The sequence below is a fragment of the Paragemmobacter kunshanensis genome, from assembly GCF_011059185.1.
Lineage (GTDB): Bacteria > Pseudomonadota > Alphaproteobacteria > Rhodobacterales > Rhodobacteraceae > Paragemmobacter > Paragemmobacter kunshanensis.
Genome location: NZ_JAALFE010000018.1, coordinates 14,618 through 37,004 on the forward strand (window position 1 = coordinate 14,618; position 22,387 = coordinate 37,004).

The following is a 22,387-nucleotide window of genomic DNA, read 5'->3' on the forward strand; positions in this document are numbered from 1 at the left end:
AGGCGATGCCCGGTTGAAGGCAGCGGGCGCGTCGTGCAGGCTGCGGGGAGTGGCGGGGCGCGAGGCGCGGGAGGCGGGAGTGGAGAGGGAAACTGGGCGGGAAGGGGAGCTGTTCCTGCCCTTTGATCCGGGACAGGCGGGGGATGCGACGCTTGCCTTCATCGGCCATCTCGAGACGCCCTGGCGCAAGGGCGACTGCCCCAGGAACCTGACCGAGGCGCGGGCGCGGGGCGGCCGCTTCGTGGTGCATCTCGATCCGGCCTATCGGGCCGGGCTGGAGGGGCTGTCGGCGGGCATGGCGGTCATCCTGATCTACTGGATGGCCGCGGCGCGGCGGGATCTGATCCGGCTGCATCCGCCGCATCGGGCAGAGGGCGCGGGCAGTTTCGCGCTGCGCGCACCGGCGCGGCCCAATCCGCTTGCCCTTGGCGTGGTGCGGGTGCTGGCGGTGGAGCCCGCGGCGAGATGGCTGGTGGTCGATGCCTGCGATGCCCATGACGGCACGCCGCTTGTGGACATCAAGCCCTGGCTGGCACAGGTGGATATCCCGCCCGACGGGCCGGGGGAGGCGGCGGCGGCGGTCGCCCGGCGGGACGATCCGGCGCGCGGCTAGCGCGAGGAGGCGCGGATCAGGAGTTCGGGGCGGATCTCGACCCGGGCGGGCGTGGTCTGCCGGCCATCGAGGACATCGAGGATGAGGCCCGCCGCGCGGCTGCCGATCTCGCGCGGGAAGGGGTTGAGGGTGGTCAGGGCGGGGACGGCGACCTCGGCGATTTCGTAATCGCCGAAGCCCGCGATCGAGATCCGGCCGGGCACGGCGACGCCGCGGCGCTGGCATTCGGTCAGCGCCCCGAAGGCGGAAAGGTCCGAGACCGCGATCACCGCTTCGGTATCGGGCAGGGTATCGAGCAGGCGGCCCATGGCCGCGGCCCCTTCGCGCATCGAGATGGGCGGGGCCCCGGCGGCGATCAGGCGCGTCGCATCGAGCCCATGCGCCCGCATCGCCGCGATGAAGCCTTCGCGGCGGTCGGTGCCGCGGGTGTCGCGGTCGGCATCGCCGCCGATGAAGGCGATGCGGGTGAGGCCCCGGGCGACGAAATGATCGACCATGCCGCGCACGGCGGCGGCGTTGGAGAAGCCCACGACATGGCCGATGGGGGCATCGGGCAGATCCCATGTCTCGATCACCGGGATGGCTGCGTTTTCCAGCAGGCGGCGGGTGCGGGCGGTGTGCCGGCCGCCGGTGACGACGATCGCCTCGGGGCGGCGGCGCAGCAGCTGTTCGACGAGGCGTTCCTCTTCGGCGATGTCATAGTCGGTATAGCCCAGCAGGATCTGCAACCCGCGATCCTTCAGCCCGTCGGACAGGCCGCGCAGGGTTTCGGCGAAGTTGGCGTTGTTGATCGAGGGGATGGTGACGGCGACGAAATCGGTCTTTTGCGAGCGAAGGTTCGAGGCGGTGCTGTCGAAGACATAGCCGATGCTGTCGGCGGCCTGAAGGATCGCCTCGCGCGTGGTTTCGCTGACGGAACTGTCGCGCTTGAAGGCGCGGCTGACCGTCATGGGCGAGACGCCCGCGAGGCGGGCGACATCGGCCATGGTGGGGGCTTTGCGCGCGGTGGACATGGCCCTTGGTATCGTTACCGGGCGGGCGAATCCAGCCCCCGGACGCGGGGATCAGGCAAGTTCGTGATCATGCGCCGTGGTGACGTGGTGATGGATGCGCCCGGTGAAGAACCGCGCGAGGACGGCATCGGTCGCGGCCTTGGCCGCCGTGCGGGCGGGGCTGGCCAGGGCGGTTTCGACGCTGGTGAGATCGGGATAGCTGATCGCCAGGATCATGGGATATTCCGGCGCGCCGTCATCGCGGCTTTCGGCAAAGCTGACACGGACGGAAAGCGCGCCGGGAAAGGCCTTCCAGCGGGGCAGCACCTCGTCCAGGACGGCGGCACGGAAGGCTTCGGACTGGCCGGGATGGATGCGGCCTTCGAAAAGCGCGTAGCGGGTGATCATGCGAACTGTTCCTTTTGCGGACCCTTGAAGAATTCCATCAGCGCGGCCTGATCTTCGCCCCCCAGACCGGCCGCGGTGAGCATCCGGTGGATTTCGGCGCAGAGCGAGGTGAGCGGCATCGCGGTTCCCGTCTGACGGGCGAGATCGGCGGCCCCGTCGAGATCCTTGACCATGTTGTCGATGCGGCCGGTGCGACGGTAGTCGCGCGCGGCGAAGCGCGGCATGTATTCCTGCAGGATGGCGCTGTCGGCGCGGCCGCCCTGCAGGGCGCGGGGGATCATGGCGGCATCGACCCCGGCGGCCTGGGCGAGGGCGGTCGCCTCGGCCACGGCGAGGAAGCCGAGGCCGCAGAGGACCTGATTGATCAGCTTGGTGGTCTGCCCGGCGCCGGGACCGCCCATCCGTGTCTGGTTGGCGGCGACGCGGGCGAGGATCCCTTGTGCTTCGGCCACGTCGGCTTCGGCCCCGCCCTGCATCAGGGTCAGTTCGCCCGTGGCGGCCTTGGGAATGCCGCCGGACAGCGGGCTGTCGACCCAGCGCAGGCCGCGTTCGGCGGCCTCGGCGGCGAGGGCGGTGGTGGCTTCGGGGCTGATCGAGGACATGTCGATGATCAGCGTGCCGGGGCGTGCGCCTTCGGCCACGCCGCCGGGGCCGAAGACGGCGGCGCGCACAATCCGGGGGGCGTTGAGGGACAGGATCACGGCCCCCGACCGCGCGGCGGCGGCGGCGGCGCTGGGCGCGGCGCTGGCCCCGAGTGCCACGAGGGCCGCGACCTTGGCGGGATCGGGATCGAAGACGGAGAGCGCGGTGCCGGTCGCGACAAGGCGCGCGCCGATGGCGCCGCCCATGGCTCCGGCGCCGAGGAGGGCGATGGACTGGGTCATGGCGTGGCTCCTTCGAGGCTGCGCAGGATGCTGTCGATCAGGGTGGGAAGCGGCTGGTCGATGTCGACGGTGAGGGCCTCGTCCGGGCCGGGCGGTTCCAGCGTGGCAAACTGGCTGTCGAGCAGGGAGAGTGGCATGTAATGGCCGGCGCGGGTGGCCATGCGGGCGGCGATGAGATCGCGTTGCCCGGACAGGTGGACAAAGCGGACAGGGCCGCCTGCGCCGCTGCGGATCCGGTCGCGATAGGCGCGGCGCAGGGCGGAACAGCCGATGATGACCGGGGCCTCGTCCTTCAGCACGGCGGCGACGCGATCGAGCCAGGGCCAGCGGTCGGCATCGCCGAGCGGTTGGCCTGCGCGCATCTTTGCGACATTGGCTGCAGGATGCAGATCGTCGCCATCGCGATAGGCAAGGCCGAGCCGGGCGGCCAGCGCCGCGCCCACCGTGGATTTGCCGCAGCCCGAGACGCCCATGATGACCAGCCGGAGGATCATAGCGAGGCCGTGATGCCGCCATCGACATAGAGGATATGGCCGTTGACGAAACTGGCCGCATCCGAGGCGAGGAAGATGCAGGCGCCCTGCAATTCCTCGACCTTGCCCCAGCGGCCGGCGGGGGTGCGCTTTTCCAGCCAGGCGGAGAAGGCAGGGTCGGCGACAAGGGCGGCGTTGAGCGGCGTGTCGAAATAGCCCGGTGCGATGGCGTTGCAGTTCAGCCCGTGGCGGGCCCAGTCGGTGGCCATGCCCTTGGTGAGGTTGCCCACCGCCCCCTTTGTGGCGGTATAGGGCGCGATGGAGGGCCGGGCGAGGGCAGTCTGGACCGAGGCGATGTTGATGATCTTGCCGCGGCCGCGCGCGATCATGTGGCGGGCGACGGCCTGACCGACATGGAAGACGCTGGCGATATTGGTCTGCAGCAGGCGTTCGAAGGCCTCGGCCGGGAAATCCTCGAGCGGGGCGCGATGCTGGATGCCTGCATTGTTCACGAGGATGTCGATGGGCCGACCGGAGGCTTCGAAACCGTCGATGGCGGCGCGGACGGCGGCATGGTCGGTGGCGTCGAAGGCCAGGGTTTCCGCCCCCGGCAGGCCGGCCGCGGCCGTGGCGAGCCGGGCCGCATCGCGGCCGTTCAGCACCACCTGCGCGCCCGCGGCGGCAAGGCCATGGGCAAGGGCAAGGCCGATCCCCTGCGACGATCCGGTGATCAGCGCGCGCCGTCCTGTCAGATCGAAGAGCCGGTAGTCCACATCGCATTCCTTCTTCAGTTCGCTCTCGACAAGCGCGGGTGACCCTGTTTATGTTATCGTTAACAATCGAAGTCAAGCCGGGAACGGAACGACCATGACAAAGCCCCATATCCTGCAAGTCGGCCCCTATCCCGAATGGGATCAGGGCCCCCTCGACGACGCCTTTCACGCCCATCGCTATTTCGAGGCGGCGGACAAGGCGGCCTTTCTGGCCGAGGTGGGGCCACAGATCCGGGGCATCGCGACCCGGGGGGAACTGGGCGCGGATGCGGCGATGATCGCGGCCTGTCCGAAGCTGGAGATCATCAGCGTCTATGGCGTGGGATTCGACGCGGTGGATCTGGGCGCGGCGCGGGCGCGGGGGATCCGGGTGACGAACACGCCCGATGTCCTGACCAATGATGTGGCGGATCTGGGGGTGGCGATGATGCTGGTGCAGTCGCGCGGCATGATCGGGGCCGAGACCTGGGTGCGCGACGGATCCTGGGCTGCGAAGGGGCTTTATCCGCTGCAGCGCCGGGTCTGGGGCAAGCGGGCGGGTGTGCTGGGCCTTGGGCGGATCGGCTTTGAGGTGGCCAAGCGGCTGGCCGGGTTCGACATGGAGATCGCCTATTCGGATGTGGCGGCCAAGGACCATGGCGCGCAATGGGAGTATATCGCCGATCCGGTTGCCCTGGCGGCGCGGTCGGATTTCCTGTTCGTGACGCTGGCGGCCTCGGCCGCGACGCGGCATATCGTGGGCGCGCAGGTGATCGAGGCGCTGGGGCCGGAGGGGATGCTGATCAATATCAGCCGGGCCTCCAATATCGACGAGGAGGCGCTGCTGGCGGCGCTGGAGACGGGGCGGCTGGGTTCGGCGGCGCTGGATGTGTTCGAGGGCGAGCCGAAGCTGAACCCACGCTTCCTGAAGCTGCCGAATGTGCTGGTCCAGCCGCATCATGCAAGCGGCACCTTCGAGACGCGCAAGGCCATGGGCCAGCTGGTCCGCGACAATCTGGCGGCGCATTTCGCGGGCCGTCCGCTGCTGACGCCGGTGCTTTAGGATGCGGGCGATCGTCATTCATGCCGCGCGGGACCTGCGCATCGAGGACCGCCCCGACGAGGTGCCCGGCCCCGGGCAGTTGCGCCTGCGCCTGGCGGTGGGCGGGGTCTGCGGATCGGACCTGCATTATTACAATCATGGCGGGTTCGGCGCGATCCGCCTGCGCGAGCCGATGATCCTGGGGCATGAGGTTTCGGCCTGGGTCGAGGATCCGGGCGACAGCGGGTTCCGCGTCGGCCAGCTTGTGGCCGTCTCGCCGAGCCGGCCCTGCGGGCAGTGCCGGTTCTGCCGGGAGGGGTTGGCGAACCAGTGCCTGAACATGCGGTTCTATGGCAGTGCCATGCCGTTTCCCCATATCCAGGGCGCGTTTCGTGAAAGCCTTGTCGCGGATGCGGCGCAATGCGTGGATGCGACCGGGCTGACCGCCGGAGAGGCGGCGATGGCCGAGCCGCTGGCGGTGACGTTGCATGCGACGGGCCGGGCCGGGGGGATGCTGGGCAAGCGCGTGCTGGTCACGGGCTGCGGGCCTATCGGCGTGCTGTCGATCCTGGCCGCGCGGCGGGCGGGGGCGGCCGAGATCGTGGCGACGGACCTGTCGGATTTCACCCTGTCGCTGGCGCGGATCGCCGGGGCGGACCGGGTGATCAATTCCGCGCGCGAGCCGGAGGCCCTTTCCGCCTATGGGGCGGAGAAGGGGCATTTCGACGTCCTTTACGAATGCACGGGTGTGGCGGCGGCGCTGGCCGGTGGCATCGCCGCGCTGCGGCCGCGCGGCGTGATCCTGCAACTGGGCCTGGGTGGCGACATGAGCCTGCCGATGATGGCGATCACGGCAAAGGAACTGGAGCTGCGCGGATCCTTCCGCTTTCACGCCGAATTCGCGCTGGGGGTGGAGTTGATGCAGAAGGGGCTGGTCGACGTGAAGCCGCTGATCACCCACACGGTCGCGCTGGACGAGGCGGAGGCGGCTTTCCGGCTGGCCAGCGACAGGTCGCAGGCGATGAAGGCGCAGATCGTCTTCGGATCCTAGGGGGCGGGGGTGGCCCCGATGGCGGCGAGGGCGGCCTCGGCCACCTCGACATCCTGGGCGCCGCTGCCCGATCCGATGCCGATGCCGCCCAGCAGCACGCCGCCCCGCCAGATGGGCAGGCCGCCGGGCAGGCCCGTCATGGCCCCCTCGGTGGCGGCGGCGATGGCGCCGCGGACCGCTTCGGGAAGCAGCGCGGAGGGGCGGCCGGTCGAGGCGGCGGTCTGCGCCTTGGCCCGCGCCGAGCGCAAGGACAGGACCCGCGCACCCGACATCCGCAGCACCGCCAGATCGACAGCCGAGGGATCGACGATCACGATGCATTGCGGCTGACCCATGGCGCGGGCCTTGTCGGCGGCGGCCTGGAGCATCGCCAGAAGGGCGGCATCGGTGAGCTGCTCGGTCGGTCGGGTGAACTGCATGGCGGGCCTTCCGGTTTGACCTGGGTCTGTGGTATCGATAACAGGACGCTAGCAGGGGGAGGCTGTCATGTCATTCTTCGAAATCGTGGATCCGGCCTTTGGCGCCTTTGTCATGGGCAATGCGCCGGTGAAGCGGCTGGCCACGGGATTTGACTGGGTGGAGGGGCCGGTCTGGTTTGGCGATCAGGGCTGCCTGCTGTTCTCGGACATTCCGAACAACCGCATCCTGCGCTGGACGGAGGAGGGTGTCACGACCTTTCGCAGCCCGTCTAACTTTGCCAATGGCCATACGCGCGACCGGCAGGGGCGGCTGATCAGTTGCGAACATGGCACGCGGCGGGTGACGCGGACGGAATGGGACGGGTCGATCACGGTGATTGCCGACGGCTATCGCGGCAAGCGGCTGAACAGCCCCAATGACGTGGTGGTGGCGCGGGATGGCGCGATCTGGTTCACGGATCCGCATTACGGGATCATGACCGACTACGAAGGCTTCCGGTCGGAACAGGAATTGCCCTGTGCCGTCTATCGGGTGGATCCCGATGGCACGATCGAGGCGGTGATCACCGATATGGCCTGTCCGAACGGGCTGGCCTTCAATGCGGATGAAAGCCTGCTTTACGTGGCCGATACGGGGCGGATGTTCAGCGACGATCCGCAGCACATCATGGTCTTCGCGATGCGGGACGGGCGGCCCGGGGAAGGGCGGCTGTTCCACCGGATCGCCACGGGCTGCGCCGATGGCATCCGGCTGGACAGCGCGGGGAACCTGTGGTCCTCGGCCGGGGACGGGGTGCATTGCATCGCGCCGGACGGGCATCTGATGGGGCGGATCCTGGTGCCGGAGACGGTGTCGAACATCTGCTTTGGCGGGCGGGCGAAGCATCGGCTGTTCATCACGGCGACGACGAGCCTTTATTCGGTGGTGCTGAACCGGGTGGGGCTGCAATGGCCCTGAGGCGGGGCAAGGGGCCGGGCTGCACGGGGAGGGGGGCGTGAAGTCGCGTCCGCGCCCGATCTCGCAGGGGGATGTCGCCGCGGCCTGCGGGCTTTCGGAGATGACGGTAAGCCGTGTCCTGCGCGGGCAGCGTGGCGTGTCGCCTGCGACCATCGCCAGCGTGCAGGCGGCGGCGCGCGACCTGGGCTATGTGCCCAACCGCATTGCCGGGGCGCTGGCCGGGGCGCGGGTGCCGCTGGTGGCGGTGATCGTGCCGGGCCTTTCCAACATGGTCTTTCCCGAGGTTCTGATGGGCCTTGCCGAGGGGCTGGAGGGAAGCGGGCTGCAACCCGTTCTGGGCCTTGGCAATTACGACAGCGCGACCGAGGAGCGGGTGCTGGCGGAGCTTTTGGCCTGGCGGCCTTCGGCGGTGGTGCTGACGGGGCTGGAACATGGCGCGCGGACGCGCGAGATGCTGGTCCGGGCGGCCGTGCCGGTGGTGGAGATCATGGACTGCGACGGCCCGGGCATCGACTGCGTCGTGGGCCTGTCGCAGCGCGCCGCGGGACAGGATATGGGCCGCGCCGTGCTGGAGGCGGGATATCGCAACGCGGTTCTGCTGCAATCGGGGCAGCAGGGCGACCGGCGGCAGGAAAGCCGCCTGGCGGGATTCGCCGAGGTGCTGGAAGGCGCCGGGGTGCCGATCCTGGGACGGCTGGCCTATGACGGGCCGAGTTCGGTGCCGAAAGGGCGGGCGCTGGCGGAAGCGGCGATCACGCGCTGGCCGGAGGCGGAGTTTCTTTACTGCACCAATGACATGATTGCCGCGGGGGCATTGTTCGCGCTTCAGGCGGCCGGACGGGCGGTGCCGGGGCAGACCGGGCTGGCCGGGTTTTCCGGGCTGGAAATCCTGGCCGGGCTGGCCCCGCGCATCGCCACGACCGACACGCGGCGGTTCGAGATCGGGCGCAAGGCCGGGGAGGTGATCCTCGCCCGGCTGGAGGGCGCGGCACCGGGCCTGCGCCACGAGATTGCGCCGCGCCTCGACCCGGGCGAGACCCTGCGCCGCTAGCCGGTTTCGCCCGGCACGAGGCGGGTTGCCACGACGGTGACATCCTGGCCCTTTTCCCCCTTGAGCCGCGCGACCAGCGCCTCGGCCGCGGCCTTGCCGATCATGGTGGTGGGGACGATCGTGGTGGTGAGGCGGCGCGGCAGGATCGAGGCCGCCTCCATCCCGCCCCAGCCCGCGATGCCAAGGTCATCCGGCACGCGGATGCCGCGCGCCTGGGCATAGGCCAGACCGCCGATGGCCATTTCATCGTTGTGAAAATAGACGACATCCAGATCGGCGCGGCGGCTGAGCAGGGTTTCCAGCCCGTAATAGCCGGCATAGAAGCCCGGCGCGTCCTGCAGGATCTCGCTGTCGATCAGGGGATGCCCGGCGCGGGCGAGGGCGGATTCGAAGCCTTCGCGGCGGGCCGCCCCCATGACATCGGCCCGGGCCAGCGCGCCCACATAGCCCGCCCGCCTGCGCCCGCGCCGCAGCAGGAACTGCCCCATCTCGACCCCGCAGTCGAAATGCGAGAAGCCCACCGACATGTCGATGGGGCTGGTCGTGAGATCCCAGATCTCGACCACCGGCAGGGCGGCGTTGCGCAGCAGATCCACGGTGCCGGGGCTGTGGTGGCGGCCCGAGAGAATCAGCCCGGCCGGACGCCAGGTGATGACCTGGCGGATCCAGCCTTCCTCTTCTTCCGGGGAATGGTTGTTGGCCCCGATCATTAGCTGGTATCCCAGCCGGCCAAGCGCGCGATCCACCCCGTCGAGGACATGGCCGAACAGGCCCGAGGTGAGCCGTGGCACGCACATGCCGACGAGCGTTCCGGCCTGGTCGGCCCCGAAGGCCGCGGCCAGGCGGTTGGGCACATAGCCCAGCCTTTCCGCCACGCCCAGCACGCGGTCGCGGGTTTCCTGCGAAAAGCCGGAACCGCCGCGCAGGACGCGGCTGACCGTCATCTTGGACACGCCGGAGGCGCGCGCGATGTCTTCCAGATTGGCCTTCATGCGCTGGGTCCGGGGGGGTGGGGCAGGGCGGAACGGGGAGGCATGTTATCGATAACTTTATTCTTGACAGAGGCGGGGTCAGATCGCAGTCTAGGCTACGTTACCGGTAAACCTGACGCAAGATCGGGGTGGTGACGCAAAAGGGGAGGATCCGTGGCCATGCAACCGTCCGCTGACGGGCTTTTCTTCGACCGTGTCGTGAAGTCCTTCGGGGGCACGCAGGCCCTGCGCGGGGTTTCGCTGAAGGTCGGGCGCGGCGAGATCGTCGCGCTGCTGGGCGAGAATGGCGCGGGCAAATCGACGCTGATCAAGACGCTTGGCGGGATTCACCGCCCCGATGAGGGCGGCGTGCTGATCGACGGGCAACCCTATCAGCACGAGGCCGGGCGCGCGGGGGGGCAGAAGGTGGCCTTCATCCATCAGGACCTGGGCCTGATCGAGTGGATGAGCGTGGCCGAGAACATCGCGCTGGCGCTGGGCTATGTGCGCAGGGGGCGGCGGATCGACTGGCCCGCGACAGAGGCGCGCGCGGACGCTGCGCTGCGACTGGTGGAGGCGGAGTTTCCGGCGACGGCGCGGGTGTCCAGCCTGACGCGCACGCAGAAATCGCTGGTGGCCATTGCGCGGGCCTTGGCGGCGGATTGCGATTTCCTGGTGCTGGACGAACCCACGGCCAGCCTGCCCGCCGACGAGGTGGAGCGGCTGTTCGCGGCGCTGCGGCCGCTGAAATCGAAGGGCGTGGGGATGATCTATGTCAGCCACCGGCTGGACGAGATCTTTCGCATCGCGGATCGCGTGGCCGTGCTGCGCGACGGGCAGATGGTGGGGCTGCGGCCCATCGAGCATACCACGCCCGAGGAACTGGTCTCGCTGATCGTCGGGCGCAAGGCGCGCGAGATCGCGCGCCCGCCCGTGCAGGAGGGGCCGGCCATCCTGAGCATCCGCGACCTGGCGACCCCGGCGGTGGGGCCGGTCAGCCTTGAGGTGCGGCGTGGCGAATTGCTGGGTCTGGCGGGGCTGCGCGGGGCCGGGCACGAGGATATCGGGCGGGCGCTGTTCGGGGTGATCCCGCATGCGGGGACGGTGATGCTGGAAGGCGCGCGGCCGGATCTGCGCTCGGCCCAGGCGGCGATGCGATCGGGGATCGGGCTGGTGGCGCGCGACCGGGTGGGCGAAAGCGTGGCACCTGGTCTGGCGATCCGCGAGAATGCCTTCCTGAACCCTTCGGCCACCGGGCGCGGGCTTTTCTCGCTGCTGTCACCGCGCCGGGAAGAGGGGATGGCTCAGGCGATGGGGCGGCGCGTCGGCCTTTCGCCGAATGATCCGACGCTGGCCATCGAGGCCCTGTCGGGGGGCAACCAGCAGAAGGTCGTCGTCGGGCGCTGGCTGGATTCGGGGCGCAGGCTTCTGATCACCGAGGATCCGACGGCGGGGGTGGATGTCGGCGCGAAGGCGGAGATCTATCACCTTCTCTATCAGGCGCTGGGATCGGGGATGGGGGTGCTGGTCGTCTCGACCGATTTAGAGGAGATCGCCAGCATCTGCCATCGCGCCATCGTCTTTTCCCGTGGCCTGCCTGTCGCCGAGCTGACGGGTGTCGAACTTTCCACCGAATCCCTGATCCAGGCCGCATCGGCCGGTGAAGCTGCCTGAGGATCCCATGCCAGGAATTGAATCGAACGCCGTCGAACCCACCAAGGACGAGTTGCAGGGGCTGAGCGCGCCGCAGAAGGCGATGCGGCTGGTGCCGACCTATGGGCTGGTGATCCTGATGTTCGGGCTGATCGCCGCCTTCTCGATCCTGTTGCCGCAGACCTTTCCGACGATGCTGAACGTGCGGGCGATCCTTTCGGACAAGGCGATCATCGCGCTTCTGTCGCTGGCGGCGATGATCCCGATGGTGGCGGGGCGGATCGACCTGACCGTCGGATACGGGATCGTGCTGTGGCATATCCTGGCGATCAGCCTGCAGACGATGTACGGCCTGCCCTGGCCGCTGGCGGTGGGGATCGTGCTGATCCTTGGCGTGGCGACGGGGGCGCTGAACGGGCTGCTGGTGGAGGTGGCGCGGATCGACAGCTTCATCGCGACGCTGGGGACGGGCACGATCCTTTATGCGCTTGCGCTGTGGCATACGGGCGGGCGGCAGATGGTGGGGGCCCTGCCGGATGCCTTTTATGCGATCAACGGAACCTTTGTCCTGGGTCTGCCGATCACGGCCTTCTATGTGCTGGCGATCACCCTGATCCTGTGGGTCGTGCTGGAATACACGCCCATCGGGCGATACCTTTACGCCATCGGCGCGAACCAGCGCGCGGCCGAGCTGAACGGCATTCCCACACGGAAATTCGTGATCGGCGCCTTTGTCACCTCGGGCGCGCTGACGGCGGTGGCGGGGGTGCTGCTGGCCTCGAAGCTGCGCATCGGGCAGGCCTCGGTGGGGCTGGAATTCCTGCTGCCGGCGCTGGTGGGGGCGTTTCTGGGATCGACCACGATCAAGCCGGGGCGGGTGAATGTCTGGGGAACCATCGTCGGGGTGATGATCCTGGCCGTGGGAATCTCGGGCATCCAGCAATTCGGCGGCAGTTTCTGGGTAGAGCCGCTGTTCAACGGCACGACGCTTCTGATCGCCATCGGCATTGCCGGTTACGCGCAGCGCCGCAAGGGCGCGAAATCCAAGTAAGACAGCATTCCAGGGAGGAAAACCATGCTGAGAAGAACCTTTGCCGCTTCGTTGCTGGCCTTGGGCGCGGCGCTGCCCGCCTTTGCCGATGCGATTTCGGATGCAATGGCGGATGTGCAGAAATATGCAGGCCAGAAGACCGTATGGGATGGCCCGACTTCGGGACCGGCCGCTGCCGCGGGCAAGCGGATCGTGGTGCTGGCGGCCGACATGAAGAATGGCGGCATCCTTGGCGTGACCAACGGGATCAACGAGGCGGCGGCGAAGATCGGCTGGGAGGTCACGGTTCTGGATGGCGCGGGTTCGGTGCAGAACCGCGCGGCGGCCTTCGGCCAGGCGCTGGCCCTGCAGCCCGACGGGATCATCATCAACGGCTTTGACGCGGTAGAGCAGCAGGCCGCGCTGAAGCAGGCCTGCGATGCGGGGATTCCGATGGTAAGCTGGCATGCCGGGCCGGTGATCGGGCCGGATCCGGCGAACTGCCTGTTTGCCAATGTCTCGACCGATGCGATGGAAGTGTCGGCTGCGGCGGCCAAATGGGCCTTTGCCGATGCGGGCGGCAAGCCGGGCGTGGTGATCTTCACGGATTCGACCTATGCCATCGCCATCGCCAAGGCCGACAAGATCAAGGAGACGATCGAATCCCTGGGCGGCACGGTGCTGGAATATGTCGACACGCCGATTGCCGACACATCGAACCGGATGCCGACGCTGACCACGGCCCTGCTGCAGAAATACGGGGAAAGCTGGACGCATGCGCTGGCCATCAACGACATCTATTTCGATTTCATGGGGCCGTCGCTGGCGGCGGCGGGGATTGCAGGCGACGGGGCGCCCAAGGCGGTTGCCGCGGGTGACGGATCCGAAAGCGCCTATCAGCGCATCCGGTCGGGCCAGTATCAGGCCGTGACCGTGGCAGAGCCGCTGAACCTGCAGGGCTGGCAGCTGATCGACGAGCTGAACCGGGCGGTGAACGGGGCGGAGTGGTCGGGCTATACCTCGCCGCTGCATGTGGTGACGGCGGAGAACATCAGTTTCGACGGGGGCGACAACAACCTGTTCGATCCGGGCAACGGCTATCGCGACGAATACGGCAAGATCTGGGGCAAGTGATCCCGGATCGGTGATGCAGGAGGGGCGGCCCCGGTGCGACAGCGCCGGGGCCGCCTTGCCCTTGGACGCGCGCGCGGGCGGAACGGCCGGATGCAGGCCGCTGGCGGATTGTGCAAGGTCTTGAAGATCTGGGGAAAGTGGCAGCCCGTAGGGGAGTCGAACCCCTCTTCCCAGGTTGAAAACCTGGTGTCCTAACCGATAGACGAACGGGCCACGATCACAAGTGGGCGCGGTCTATCGAAGGGCCTTTCGATGTGCAAGGGGAAAAGTGCATGGCGCGGGCCCGGGGCAGCGGGCGTTTTTGCGGGTTTCCGTCGGCTGCGGGGACGGGCAGGATCGGCACGGGGCCCCGGACGAGTCGCAGCAGTGCAGCGGAAGGGCGCAGGGGCGAGGAAGGGGCGGATGGTGGTCAGCATCGACCTGAATGCCGATCTGGGCGAAGGGTTCGGGCCCTGGACGATGGGCGATGACGCGGCGATGATGGATGTCGTCACCACGGCAAACATCGCCTGTGGCGGCCATGCGGGCGATCCGGAGGTGATGTTCGCAAGCCTGCGGGCGGCGGCCGCGCGCGGGATCGTGGCGGGGGCGCATCCGGGCTATGCCGACCCCGCGGGCTTCGGGCGCCGGGTGATCCCGATGAGCCCCGACGAGATCGGCCGGATGATCGTGGCGCAGGTGGGCGCGTTGCAGGGGGTGGCGGCGCTGGCCGGGGTCAGGCTGCGGCATGTCAAGGCGCATGGGGCGCTGGCCAACCTGGCGGCCGGGCGGGCCGAGATCGCCGCCGCGGTCGCGCAAGCGGTGCGGGCGCTGCCGGGGGATCTGGCGCTGCTGGCGATTTCGGGGACGGCGCTGGAGAGCGAGGGGCGCCGGGCGGGGCTTGACGTGGTGTCCGAGGTCTTTGCCGACCGGGCCTATCTGGCGAATGGGCAATTGGTGCCGCGCAGCGAGGCCGGGGCGGTGCTGCATGACCCCGAAGAGGTGGCCGCGCGCATCCTGCGCTTTGTCGAGACGGGGCGGATGCCGGTGCTGGGCGGCGGCGAGGTGGCGCTGGCGGGGCAATCGGTCTGCGTGCATGGCGACAGCCCCGGCGCGGTGGAGATGGCACGCGTGCTGCGGGCGCGGCTGGAGGCGGCGGGGGTGGAGATCCGCCCCTTTGCCGGGGGCTAGCGGGTGGTTCCGCATCTGGTTCCGGTGGCCGAGCGTGCCGTGCTGGCCGAGTTCGGCGAGGCGGCGACAGAGGCCGTGCATCAGGCCGTGCTGGCGTTGGACCGGGCCTTGCGCGACAGGCCGGTGGAGGGCCAGCTGGAAGTGGTGCCCGGCATGGTGAACCTGCTGGTGGTCTTTGATCCGCTGGTCACCGATCACGGGGCTGTGGCGGATGCGCTGCGCGCGCGGATGTCCGCACTCTCGGGCAGCCGGGGGGCGGGGCGGCTGCATGAGATTGCCGTCTGCTATGAGGGTGCCTTCGGCCGGGATCTGCAGGCGGTGGCAGAGCGGACGGGGCAGGATGCCGAGGCGGTGATCGCCGCCCATCTGGCGGGGGAATACCGGGTCTACATGTACGGATTTGCGCCGGGCTATGCCTATCTGTCGGGCGTGCCCGAGGCGCTGCACCTGCCGCGCAAGCCTGCGCCGGTGCGGGGGGTGCCCGCAGGCAGCGTGATCATCGCCGGGGCGCAATGCCTTGTGACGACGCTGACCATGCCGACGGGATGGTGGGTGATCGGGCGGTCGCCGGACCGGATCCTGACGGGCGAGGGCGCGCGGCCCTTCCTGTTCGATGTGGATGACAGGGTGCGCTTCCGGCGGATCGGGGAAGCGGAATTCCGCAGCCGGGAGGCGGGCGCGTGAGAGAGGCGGTGCTGCGGATCGTCGAGGCCGGGCCGCAATGTTCGGTGCAGGACGGGGGCAGGCCCGGGCTGATGCGGTTCGGCGTGCCGGCCTCGGGGGCGATGGACCGGGTGGCGATGATGCTGGCCAACCGGGCGCTGGGCAAGGCGCCGGGGGCGGCGGTGCTGGAAGTGTCGCTGGGGGGCCTCGTGCTGGAGGTGGAGCAGGGCGCGCTGTCGGTGGCGGTGGCGGGCGGGGGCTTCGTGATCCGCTGCGGCGGGCTGAGCGCGGGATCCTGGTCGGTGCTGACGCTGCGCGAGGGGGACAGGCTTGAGGTGCGGCGCGGGCCATGGGGGGCGTGGTGCGCGCTGGCCGTGGCGGGCGACGTGCAGGGCGAGGGATGGCTGGGCAGCCTGTCGACGCATGCCTTGTCGGGCCTGGGCGGCGGGGCGCTGGTGGCGGGGCGGCGGCTGGTGATCCGGGCGCCGCGCCTGGTGCCGGAACGCGCGATTGCCTGCCCGGTCTGGGCAAGGCCGCGGGGCGAGGTGGCGCTGGTGATCGGGCCGCAAGAGCGTTTTTTCCCCGGGGATCGGCTGGAGGCGCTGCTGGGATCGCGGTTCCGCCTGACGGATGCCTATGACCGGATGGGCGTGCGGCTGCGCGGCCCGGCCATGCCGCCCGAGGGGGCGCTGGCCATCCCGTCGGAGCCGGTCTTGCGCGGATCGGTGCAGGTGGCGGGGGACGGGGTGGCGACGGTGCTGCTGGCGGATCATCAGACGACGGGGGGATATCCGAAAATCGCCACGCTTGTCGGTTCCGAACTGGATGCCTTCGTCCAGTTGCGGCCACATGCGGCAGTGGCCTTTCGCGCCGTGACGCCGGAAGAGGCCATTGCCATGGTCCGGCTGCGGGCGGCGGCGCTGGCGCGGATCATGGATGGCGATCAGGGGCGGACCGGGGGAGGGGCGGCATGGGGATGACGGGGACCAGGCTGGAGGATGGCGGGGCGGTGGCCCTGTTGCGCGCGCTGTTCGACGAGGCGGTGGCGGTGGCCGATCCCATGCAGTCGCTGGCCCGTTTCCTGCCGCCCAGGCCTGCGGGGCGGGTGGTGGTGATTGGCGCGGGCAAGGCCAGCGCGCGGATGGCCGAGGCTGTCGAGGCGGTCTGGGGGCCCTGCGAGGGGCTGGTGATCACGCGCTATGGCTATGCCCGGCCCTGCCGGGGGATCGAGATCGTGGAGGCCGCGCATCCGGTGCCGGATGCGGCAGGGGCGGGGGCCACGGCGCGGATGCTCGATCTGCTGGGCGGGTTGGGCGAGGGGGATTTCGTGCTGGCGCTGATCTCGGGCGGGGCCTCGGCCCTGCTGGTGGCGCCGGTGGCGGGGGTGACGCTGGCCGAGAAGCAGGCGGTGAATGCGGCGCTTTTGGCCTCTGGCGCGCCGATCGACCGGATGAACACGCTGCGCAAGCATCTGAGCCGGGTGAAGGGCGGGCAACTGGCGGCGGCGGCCTGGCCTGCGCGGATGCTGGCGCTATTGATTTCCGACGTGCCGGGGGATGATCCGGCCTTCATCGGATCGGGGCCGACGGTGGGGGATGGATCGACCCCGGCCGAGGCGCGGGCGGTGCTGGCGCGCTGGCAGGTGCAGGTGCCCGACAGCGTGCGGGCGGCCCTGTCCGGCGCGACGGGGGTGATCGCCCCGGGGGATCCGCGCCTGTCGCGGGTGGAGAACGTGATCTATGCCGCGCCCGCGCAATCCTTGCAGGCGGCGGCGCGGCGGGCAGAGGCGCTGTTGCCCGGGGTGGAGGTGCGGCTTCTGGGGGATGCGCTGGAGGGCGAGGCGCGCGAGGTGGCCGCGGCCCAGGCAAGGCAGGCGCGCGAGATCGCGGCCGGTCTGCGGCCCGGCGCGCGCCCGGTGCTGATGCTGTCGGGCGGGGAGTTGACGGTGACGCGGCGCGGCGACGGCATCGGCGGGCCGAATGCGGAATTCTGCCTGGCGCTGGCGCTGGAACTGGCCGGGCATCCGGGCATCCATGCGCTGGCCTGCGATACCGACGGGGTGGACGGCGCGGCCGAGGTGGCGGGGGCGGTGGTGCGCCCCGACACGCTGGCGCGGGCGGCGGGGCTGGGCCTTGATCCGCGCGCGGCGCTGGCGGCGAATGATGCGCACAGCTTCTTTGCCGCGCTGGGCGATCAGGTGGTGACCGGGCCGACCCTGACCAATGTCAACGATTTCCGCGCGATCCTGATCGAGCCAGCGCCCGGCCCCGCGTGATCAGAACCAGCCATGCGGCAGGCGGGCGATGACGCCCGCGGCGAGCCGGCGGGGCAGCGAGGCATCGGGTTCGCGGGTGGAGATGACCTCGGCCCCGTCCTCGCGCCGGATGCGCCAGCGCATCTCGTCCCCATGCAGCGTGACGGCATAGGCCGAGCTTTGGCTGCTTTGCGCATCGAAGAGGGAGGCCAGTTCCGCGACGAGGGTCGGTTCCTGGAACAGCAGGCCCAGTTCGATGTTGATGAAGGCCGAGCGCATGTCGAAATTGTGCGAGCCGACAAGGGCGTGGCGCCCGTCGATCAGGAAGATCTTGGAATGCAGGAGGTCGCGCCGTCGGGTGAGGGCTGCGGGCAGGCCAAGGCGGCGGCGCGGGGGCGGGGCGAATTCGTGAAGTTCGGCCCCGGCATCGAGAAGCGGCCTGCGATACCAGGTATAGGCGGCGTGGACGGCGAAGAGATCGGTCGAGGCCAGCGAATTCGTCAGCACGCGCAGGCGGATCCCGGCCCTTGCCAGATCGGTCAGCAGGTTCAGCCCGGCGGTGCCCGGCACGAGATAGGGTGTGGTCAGGCAGATCTCTTGCCCTGCGCCTTTCATCAGGTCGGCGATGCTGTCCGCCAGCCATGGACCCCGACGCTGGCCCAAGGCCTTGTCCGGCGGATCGGCGAGCAGGGTTGCGCTGTCGGTCCAGCGCAGGGGGCTGGCAAGGACGGCGGCCGCGCTGCGCCCGGCGATGGCACGGTCGCGGAAGGCCCGCGCCCGTGGGTCGGCCAGATGGCGGCGCAGGCGGCGGCGGAAGCGGGCGGGACTCATCCTCAGGCCGGGCCAGAGGGCGAGAAGGGGCAGCGACAGGCCGAGATTCCAGAACCTGTCGAAGACCTCGGCCATGTCGGTGACAAGGGGGCCTGCGAGCAGCACATCGGCATCATGGGCGCGCTGGTCCGAAGAGGCGGAGCCGTCGAGATAGGTGTCGCCGATATTGCGACCGCCAAGGATGGCGAGGCGGCCATCCGCGATCCAGATCTTGCCATGCATGCGGCGGTTGAAGCGGGAGATGCCCAAGAGGAACTCGGCCGAGCGGCGCAGCCAGTGGCCCCGGCTGCGGATGGGGTTGAAGAGGCGGACCTCGATATTCGGATGCAGGCTGAGGCCGAGGAAGGTGAAGTCGAACCCCTGGACATGGATATCATCGAGCAGCAGCCGCACGCGGACGCCGCGATCGGCGGCGGCCACCAGATCGGCGAGGAGCAGCCAGCCGGATCTGTCGGTGCGCCAGATGTAATAGATCAGGTCGAGGCTGCGCCCGGCGGCGGCTGCCGAAAGGCTGCGCGCGGCGAAGGCGTCTTCGGGGCGGATCAGGTTGGCAAGGCCGTTCTGGCCGGGATGGGCGGTTTCGGGCGGGTCAAGCAGCCTGTCGAGTTCGGTTGCGGCCTTGTCCCCCTGCGGGCGGGGCAGGTGGTGGCTGTCCGGCCCGCGCGCGCGGCGCGCCCTTTCCGTGAAGCGGGCATGGGACCACAGCACCAGCGCCGGGATCGCGACGGCGGCCAGCGCGAGGCCGAAGGACCAGAGCAGCACGGTCGGCATCAAGGCGCCACCCCGGGCAGATGCAGGCGGGCGGTGAGCGGCAGGTGATCGGAGGCGCGGCGGGCGAGGGCCGTGTCATGTGCTGCGACATCGGAGAGCGCGCCGCCATGGCCCGCCATCATCCGGTCCAGCGCCAGAAGCGGCAGGCGGGTCGGGAAGCTGGGCACGGGATCGGACAGGGTGAAGTGCCGCGCCAGAAGCGCGAGGGGGGAGCCTGGGCCCCCGCGCCATTCGTTCAGGTCGCCCATCAGCAGGGTGGGCAGGGGCGAGAGGCGCGACAGCCGGTCGAGGATGGCGCGCGCCTGCGCGCGGCGCGACATGCGCAGCAGGCCGAGATGCGCCGCTACAAGGCGCAGGGGGTGGCCGTTGATTTCAAGATCGGTGATGAGCGCGCCGCGCGGTTCCAGCCCCGGAAGGGAAAGGGGATGCAGGTCGATCAGGCGGGCCTTGCGGGCGAGGATCAGGTTGCCGTGCCAGCCATGCGAGGGGCCAGCGCGTCCGGTGGGCAGCAGGGACATGCCCGTCAGATCATGCAGGTGATCGAGGTCGAGAAGGCCCGCGCGGGTGCCGAAGCGGTGATCGGCCTCTTGCAGGGCCATGAGATCGGGCGAGATTTCGGCGATGACGCGGCTGGTGCGCGCCAGATCGCGGCGGCGATCCGTGCCGATGCCCTTGTGGATGTTCCACGAGGCGACGTGAATGGCGCGCGAGGCGGTGGGGCTGGACATGGGGATAATCTAGGCATTCCCGCGCGGGAATGTCAGGGGTGATCGGGGATCGTGCGCGCCCTGGGCCAGTGGCGGCTTGCCGCCGGGGCGGGGTTGGATGGCGCGGGAGGCGCGGCTAAGGTCGCGCCCTGCGACTCGATACCTTCGGAAAGGACTTCCATGACGACCGACACCGCCCGCCGCATCCCCCAGATCATCGCGACCGAGATCGGGGCGCAGACCGGACAGGTGGCGGCGGCCATCGCCCTGCTGGACGAGGGGGCGACGGTGCCCTTCGTGGCGCGCTACCGGAAAGAGGCGACGGGCGGGCTGGACGATACGCAGTTGCGCAATCTGGCCGAGCGGCTGGGCTATCTGCGCGAGATGGAGGCGCGGCGGGCGGCGATCCTGTCGTCGATCACCGAACAGGGCAAGATGACCGAGGGCTTGCAGGCGGCGATCCTGAAGGCCGCGACCAAGGCCGAGCTTGAGGATATCTATCTGCCCTACAAGCCAAAGCGCCGGACGCGCGCGATGATCGCGCGGGAAAACGGGCTTGGCCCGCTGGCCGAGGCGATCCTGGCCGACCGGGCTGCCGATCCGGCGGGGCTGGCGTCGGGCTTTGTGACCGAGGCGGTGCCCGACGTGAAGGCCGCGCTGGAGGGCGCGCGCGACATCATCGCCGAGGGGCTGGCCGAGAATGCCGATCTTCTGGGGCGGTTGCGCGGGCATTTGAAGCAGGTGGCGAAGATCGTCTCGAAGGTCGTGGAGGGCAAGGAGGCCGAGGGGGCGAAGTTCTCGGACTATTTCGCGCATGTGGAAGCTTGGGCCGGGGCGCCTTCGCATCGGGTTCTGGCCATGCTGCGGGGGCGCAACGAGGGGGTTCTTGCGCTGGATCTGGAGGTGGATGCCGATGCGCCCAAGGGCGACAGCCCGGCCGAGCGGGCCTGTGGCGCGGTGCTTGGCCTGACGGGGCGCGGGCCCGGGGATGCCTGGCTGCGCGAGGCGGCGGCCTGGACCTGGCGGGTGAAGATCCGCACTTCGCTGACGCTGGATCTGATGGGCGAGATGCGCGAGCGGGCCGAGGAAGAGGCGATCCGCGTCTTTGCCCGCAATCTGAAGGACCTGCTGCTGGCGGCCCCGGCAGGGGGGAAGGCTACGATGGGCTTGGATCCCGGGATCCGCACGGGGGTGAAGGTCGCGGTGATCGACGCCACGGGCAAGGTGCTGGCGACGGAGACGGTCTATCCCTTCCAGCCCAAGAACGATCTGCGCGGCGCCCAGGTGGCGCTGGCGCAGTTGATCAGCAAGCATCGGGTGCAGCTGATCGCCATCGGCAATGGCACGGCCAGCCGCGAGACGGAGAAGATGGTGGCCGATCTGCTGGCCGTGCTGCCGGGGGCGGAGAAGCCGGTGAAGGTGATCGTGAGCGAGGCGGGGGCGTCGGTCTATTCGGCATCCGAATTGGCGGCGAAGGAGTTTCCCGGTCTGGACGTGTCGTTGCGGGGGGCGGTGTCGATCGCGCGCCGCCTGCAGGATCCGCTGGCGGAACTGGTGAAGATCGAGCCGAAGTCGATCGGCGTGGGTCAGTATCAGCATGACGTCGATCAGCACCGTCTGGGCCGGTCGCTGGAGGCGGTGGTGGAGGATGCGGTGAACGCGGTGGGGGTGGATCTGAACACCGCCTCGGCCCCGCTTCTGGCGCGGGTTTCGGGGGTGGGGCCGTCGCTGGCGGAGGCCATCGTCGCGCATCGCGATGCGAACGGGCCCTTTGCGACGCGCAAGGACCTGCTGAAGGTGGCGCGGCTGGGGCCGAAGGCCTTTGAGCAGGCGGCGGGGTTCCTGCGGATCGCGGGGGGGAAGGAGCCGCTGGATGCATCATCGGTCCATCCCGAAGCCTATGAGGTGGCACGGCGGATCGTGGCGGCCTGCGGGCGGGACATCCGGGCCTTGATGGGGGATGCGGCGGCGCTGAAATCGGTCGATCCGCGGGTCTTCGTGGATGAGCGCTTTGGTCTGCCCACGGTGAGGGACATTCTGGCGGAACTGGAAAAGCCCGGGCGCGACCCGCGGCCTTCGTTCCGGACGGCGACCTTCGCCGATGGGGTGAACGAGATTTCGGATCTGAAGCCCGGGATGATGCTGGAGGGCACGGTGACGAATGTCGCGGCCTTCGGGGCCTTTGTCGATATCGGGGTGCATCAGGACGGGCTGGTGCATGTGAGCCAGCTGGCGGACCGTTTCGTGAAGGATCCGCATGAGGTGGTGAAGGCGGGCGATGTGGTGAAGGTGCGCGTGGTCGAGGTGGATGCGGCGCGCAAGCGGATCGGCCTGACCATGCGGTCGGACGCGGCCCCGGCGCGGGATCAGGTGCGCGAGCGCGGCCCGGCCCCCGCCAAGGGCCAGCCGCCGCGCGGGCCGATGTCATCTGCCCCGAAGGCAAGCGGGGGCGGGGGCAATGCCTTTGCCGATGCGCTGAAGGGGAAGTTCACCCGCTAGGTCGTCCCCAAGGGCAGGGGGGCCGTCCGGCCCCCCCGGGCATGCGCCTTTGGCGCATGCT

Annotated in this window: 22 protein-coding genes and 1 tRNA gene; 13 read left to right on the forward strand and 10 right to left on the reverse strand. The window is 69.7% G+C overall.

Annotated features, from left to right (window positions below):
• Positions 1 to 79 precede the first annotated feature (79 nt).
• A complete protein-coding gene (locus G5V65_RS16350; protein ID WP_206526841.1) occupies positions 80 to 613 on the forward strand; it encodes a TrmO family methyltransferase domain-containing protein in 534 nt (177 codons plus the stop codon).
• On the opposite strand, the gene G5V65_RS16355 is transcribed toward G5V65_RS16350, so the two are convergent.
• From G5V65_RS16355 to G5V65_RS16375, 5 genes are read right to left on the reverse strand one after another with little or no spacing between them, the layout of a single operon-like run.
• On the reverse strand, positions 610 to 1,626 hold the full coding sequence (locus tag G5V65_RS16355) for a LacI family DNA-binding transcriptional regulator (protein WP_165052152.1): 1,017 nt from the start codon (positions 1,624 to 1,626) through the stop codon (positions 610 to 612). The genes G5V65_RS16350 and G5V65_RS16355 overlap by 4 nt on opposite strands.
• Positions 1,627 to 1,677: 51 nt before the next feature.
• A complete protein-coding gene (locus tag G5V65_RS16360; RefSeq protein WP_165052154.1) occupies positions 1,678 to 2,013 on the reverse strand; it encodes a hypothetical protein in 336 nt (111 codons plus the stop codon).
• On the reverse strand, positions 2,010 to 2,897 hold the full coding sequence (locus G5V65_RS16365; RefSeq protein ID WP_165052156.1) for an NAD(P)-dependent oxidoreductase: 888 nt from the start codon (positions 2,895 to 2,897) through the stop codon (positions 2,010 to 2,012). The genes G5V65_RS16360 and G5V65_RS16365 overlap by 4 nt, the downstream gene beginning before the upstream one ends.
• Complete coding sequence (locus tag G5V65_RS16370) at positions 2,894 to 3,391, reverse strand: gluconokinase (RefSeq protein ID WP_206526842.1); 498 nt, start codon at positions 3,389 to 3,391, stop codon at positions 2,894 to 2,896. The genes G5V65_RS16365 and G5V65_RS16370 overlap by 4 nt, the downstream gene beginning before the upstream one ends.
• Complete coding sequence (locus tag G5V65_RS16375; protein ID WP_165052158.1) at positions 3,388 to 4,143, reverse strand: SDR family oxidoreductase; 756 nt, start codon at positions 4,141 to 4,143, stop codon at positions 3,388 to 3,390. The genes G5V65_RS16370 and G5V65_RS16375 overlap by 4 nt, the downstream gene beginning before the upstream one ends.
• A gap of 94 nt (positions 4,144 to 4,237) precedes the next feature.
• Here G5V65_RS16375 and G5V65_RS16380 point away from each other — a divergent pair, with 94 nt between their 5' ends.
• Positions 4,238 to 5,185, forward strand: a complete 948-nt coding sequence (locus tag G5V65_RS16380) for a 2-hydroxyacid dehydrogenase (protein WP_165052160.1) — start codon at positions 4,238 to 4,240, stop codon at positions 5,183 to 5,185.
• 1 nt (position 5,186) lies between these two features.
• Positions 5,187 to 6,215, forward strand: coding sequence for an L-idonate 5-dehydrogenase (locus tag G5V65_RS16385; protein ID WP_165052162.1), 1,029 nt, complete (start codon positions 5,187 to 5,189; stop codon positions 6,213 to 6,215).
• Here the strand turns inward: G5V65_RS16385 and G5V65_RS16390 are convergent.
• Positions 6,212 to 6,634 carry a GlcG/HbpS family heme-binding protein gene (locus tag G5V65_RS16390; protein ID WP_165052164.1) on the reverse strand — a complete coding sequence of 141 codons (423 nt, stop codon included), beginning with the start codon at positions 6,632 to 6,634 and terminating at the stop codon, positions 6,212 to 6,214. The genes G5V65_RS16385 and G5V65_RS16390 overlap by 4 nt on opposite strands.
• A 67-nt stretch (positions 6,635 to 6,701) precedes the next feature.
• Here G5V65_RS16390 and G5V65_RS16395 point away from each other — a divergent pair, with 67 nt between their 5' ends.
• Together G5V65_RS16395 and G5V65_RS16400 are read left to right on the forward strand one after the other, a co-directional pair.
• Positions 6,702 to 7,592, forward strand: coding sequence for an SMP-30/gluconolactonase/LRE family protein (locus tag G5V65_RS16395; RefSeq protein WP_165052167.1), 891 nt, complete (start codon positions 6,702 to 6,704; stop codon positions 7,590 to 7,592).
• A 37-nt stretch (positions 7,593 to 7,629) separates the two neighbouring features.
• Positions 7,630 to 8,643 carry a substrate-binding domain-containing protein gene (locus G5V65_RS16400; protein ID WP_165052169.1) on the forward strand — a complete coding sequence of 338 codons (1,014 nt, stop codon included), beginning with the start codon at positions 7,630 to 7,632 and terminating at the stop codon, positions 8,641 to 8,643.
• On the opposite strand, the gene G5V65_RS16405 is transcribed toward G5V65_RS16400, so the two are convergent.
• A complete protein-coding gene (locus G5V65_RS16405; RefSeq protein WP_165052171.1) occupies positions 8,640 to 9,635 on the reverse strand; it encodes a LacI family DNA-binding transcriptional regulator in 996 nt (331 codons plus the stop codon). The two genes, G5V65_RS16400 and G5V65_RS16405, sit on opposite strands and share 4 nt — an antisense overlap.
• Before the next feature lie 159 nt (positions 9,636 to 9,794).
• Between G5V65_RS16405 and G5V65_RS16410 the strand changes: the two genes are divergently transcribed.
• The 3 genes from G5V65_RS16410 to G5V65_RS16420 are packed head-to-tail and all read left to right on the forward strand — an operon-like array spanning position 9,795 to position 13,431.
• Positions 9,795 to 11,288: a sugar ABC transporter ATP-binding protein gene (locus G5V65_RS16410; RefSeq protein ID WP_165052173.1), complete on the forward strand. Its 1,494-nt coding sequence runs from the start codon at positions 9,795 to 9,797 to the stop codon at positions 11,286 to 11,288.
• Positions 11,289 to 11,295: 7 nt separating this feature from the next.
• Entirely contained in the window at positions 11,296 to 12,318 is a 1,023-nt protein-coding gene (locus tag G5V65_RS16415; RefSeq protein WP_165052175.1) for an ABC transporter permease, read from the forward strand.
• A 24-nt stretch (positions 12,319 to 12,342) separates the two neighbouring features.
• Positions 12,343 to 13,431 (forward strand): substrate-binding domain-containing protein, encoded by a 1,089-nt coding sequence (locus G5V65_RS16420; RefSeq protein WP_165052178.1) that lies wholly within the window; start codon positions 12,343 to 12,345, stop codon positions 13,429 to 13,431.
• 138 nt (positions 13,432 to 13,569) lie between these two features.
• Here the strand turns inward: G5V65_RS16420 and G5V65_RS16425 are convergent.
• Positions 13,570 to 13,644 (reverse strand) — tRNA-Glu (locus tag G5V65_RS16425).
• A gap of 189 nt (positions 13,645 to 13,833) precedes the next feature.
• Between G5V65_RS16425 and G5V65_RS16430 the strand changes: the two genes are divergently transcribed.
• The 4 genes from G5V65_RS16430 to G5V65_RS16445 are packed head-to-tail and all read left to right on the forward strand — an operon-like array spanning position 13,834 to position 17,539.
• Positions 13,834 to 14,601: a LamB/YcsF family protein gene (locus G5V65_RS16430; RefSeq protein ID WP_206526843.1), complete on the forward strand. Its 768-nt coding sequence runs from the start codon at positions 13,834 to 13,836 to the stop codon at positions 14,599 to 14,601.
• Between the two features lie 3 nt (positions 14,602 to 14,604).
• Positions 14,605 to 15,285 (forward strand): 5-oxoprolinase subunit PxpB, encoded by a 681-nt coding sequence (gene pxpB, locus G5V65_RS16435; protein ID WP_343162858.1) that lies wholly within the window; start codon positions 14,605 to 14,607, stop codon positions 15,283 to 15,285.
• Entirely contained in the window at positions 15,282 to 16,244 is a 963-nt protein-coding gene (locus G5V65_RS16440) for a biotin-dependent carboxyltransferase family protein (protein WP_206526844.1), read from the forward strand. Before pxpB ends, G5V65_RS16440 begins: the two co-directional genes overlap by 4 nt.
• Positions 16,241 to 17,539, forward strand: coding sequence for a glycerate kinase type-2 family protein (locus G5V65_RS16445; RefSeq protein ID WP_165052180.1), 1,299 nt, complete (start codon positions 16,241 to 16,243; stop codon positions 17,537 to 17,539). The genes G5V65_RS16440 and G5V65_RS16445 overlap by 4 nt, the downstream gene beginning before the upstream one ends.
• On the opposite strand, the gene G5V65_RS16450 is transcribed toward G5V65_RS16445, so the two are convergent.
• Both G5V65_RS16450 and G5V65_RS16455 read right to left on the reverse strand, forming a co-directional pair.
• Positions 17,540 to 19,120, reverse strand: coding sequence for a phospholipase D family protein (locus G5V65_RS16450; protein WP_165052181.1), 1,581 nt, complete (start codon positions 19,118 to 19,120; stop codon positions 17,540 to 17,542).
• Positions 19,120 to 19,848 (reverse strand): endonuclease/exonuclease/phosphatase family protein, encoded by a 729-nt coding sequence (locus G5V65_RS16455; protein ID WP_165052183.1) that lies wholly within the window; start codon positions 19,846 to 19,848, stop codon positions 19,120 to 19,122. Before G5V65_RS16455 ends, G5V65_RS16450 begins: the two co-directional genes overlap by 1 nt.
• 159 nt (positions 19,849 to 20,007) lie before the next feature.
• On the opposite strand from G5V65_RS16455, the gene G5V65_RS16460 reads away from it, so the two are divergent.
• Complete coding sequence (locus G5V65_RS16460) at positions 20,008 to 22,326, forward strand: Tex family protein (protein WP_165052186.1); 2,319 nt, start codon at positions 20,008 to 20,010, stop codon at positions 22,324 to 22,326.
• Positions 22,327 to 22,387 lie beyond the last annotated feature (61 nt).

What these genes read in the sequence shown, in the direction of transcription:
- G5V65_RS16355 (WP_165052152.1), bottom strand. Translation starts at nt 1,626, where the DNA reads ATGTCCACCGCGCGCAAAGCCCCCACCATGGCCGATGTCGCCCGCCTC.
- G5V65_RS16360 (WP_165052154.1), bottom strand. Translation starts at nt 2,013, where the DNA reads ATGATCACCCGCTACGCGCTTTTCGAAGGCCGCATCCATCCCGGCCAG.
- G5V65_RS16365 (WP_165052156.1), bottom strand. Translation starts at nt 2,897, where the DNA reads ATGACCCAGTCCATCGCCCTCCTCGGCGCCGGAGCCATGGGCGGCGCC.
- G5V65_RS16370 (WP_206526842.1), bottom strand. Translation starts at nt 3,391, where the DNA reads ATGATCCTCCGGCTGGTCATCATGGGCGTCTCGGGCTGCGGCAAATCC.
- G5V65_RS16380 (WP_165052160.1), top strand. Translation starts at nt 4,238, where the DNA reads ATGACAAAGCCCCATATCCTGCAAGTCGGCCCCTATCCCGAATGGGAT.
- G5V65_RS16385 (WP_165052162.1), top strand. Translation starts at nt 5,187, where the DNA reads ATGCGGGCGATCGTCATTCATGCCGCGCGGGACCTGCGCATCGAGGAC.
- G5V65_RS16390 (WP_165052164.1), bottom strand. Translation starts at nt 6,634, where the DNA reads ATGCAGTTCACCCGACCGACCGAGCAGCTCACCGATGCCGCCCTTCTG.
- G5V65_RS16395 (WP_165052167.1), top strand. Translation starts at nt 6,702, where the DNA reads ATGTCATTCTTCGAAATCGTGGATCCGGCCTTTGGCGCCTTTGTCATG.
- G5V65_RS16405 (WP_165052171.1), bottom strand. Translation starts at nt 9,635, where the DNA reads ATGAAGGCCAATCTGGAAGACATCGCGCGCGCCTCCGGCGTGTCCAAG.
- G5V65_RS16410 (WP_165052173.1), top strand. Translation starts at nt 9,795, where the DNA reads ATGCAACCGTCCGCTGACGGGCTTTTCTTCGACCGTGTCGTGAAGTCC.
- G5V65_RS16415 (WP_165052175.1), top strand. Translation starts at nt 11,296, where the DNA reads ATGCCAGGAATTGAATCGAACGCCGTCGAACCCACCAAGGACGAGTTG.
- G5V65_RS16420 (WP_165052178.1), top strand. Translation starts at nt 12,343, where the DNA reads ATGCTGAGAAGAACCTTTGCCGCTTCGTTGCTGGCCTTGGGCGCGGCG.
- G5V65_RS16430 (WP_206526843.1), top strand. Translation starts at nt 13,834, where the DNA reads ATGGTGGTCAGCATCGACCTGAATGCCGATCTGGGCGAAGGGTTCGGG.
- G5V65_RS16445 (WP_165052180.1), top strand. Translation starts at nt 16,241, where the DNA reads ATGACGGGGACCAGGCTGGAGGATGGCGGGGCGGTGGCCCTGTTGCGC.
- G5V65_RS16450 (WP_165052181.1), bottom strand. Translation starts at nt 19,120, where the DNA reads ATGCCGACCGTGCTGCTCTGGTCCTTCGGCCTCGCGCTGGCCGCCGTC.
- G5V65_RS16455 (WP_165052183.1), bottom strand. Translation starts at nt 19,848, where the DNA reads ATGTCCAGCCCCACCGCCTCGCGCGCCATTCACGTCGCCTCGTGGAAC.
- G5V65_RS16460 (WP_165052186.1), top strand. Translation starts at nt 20,008, where the DNA reads ATGACGACCGACACCGCCCGCCGCATCCCCCAGATCATCGCGACCGAG.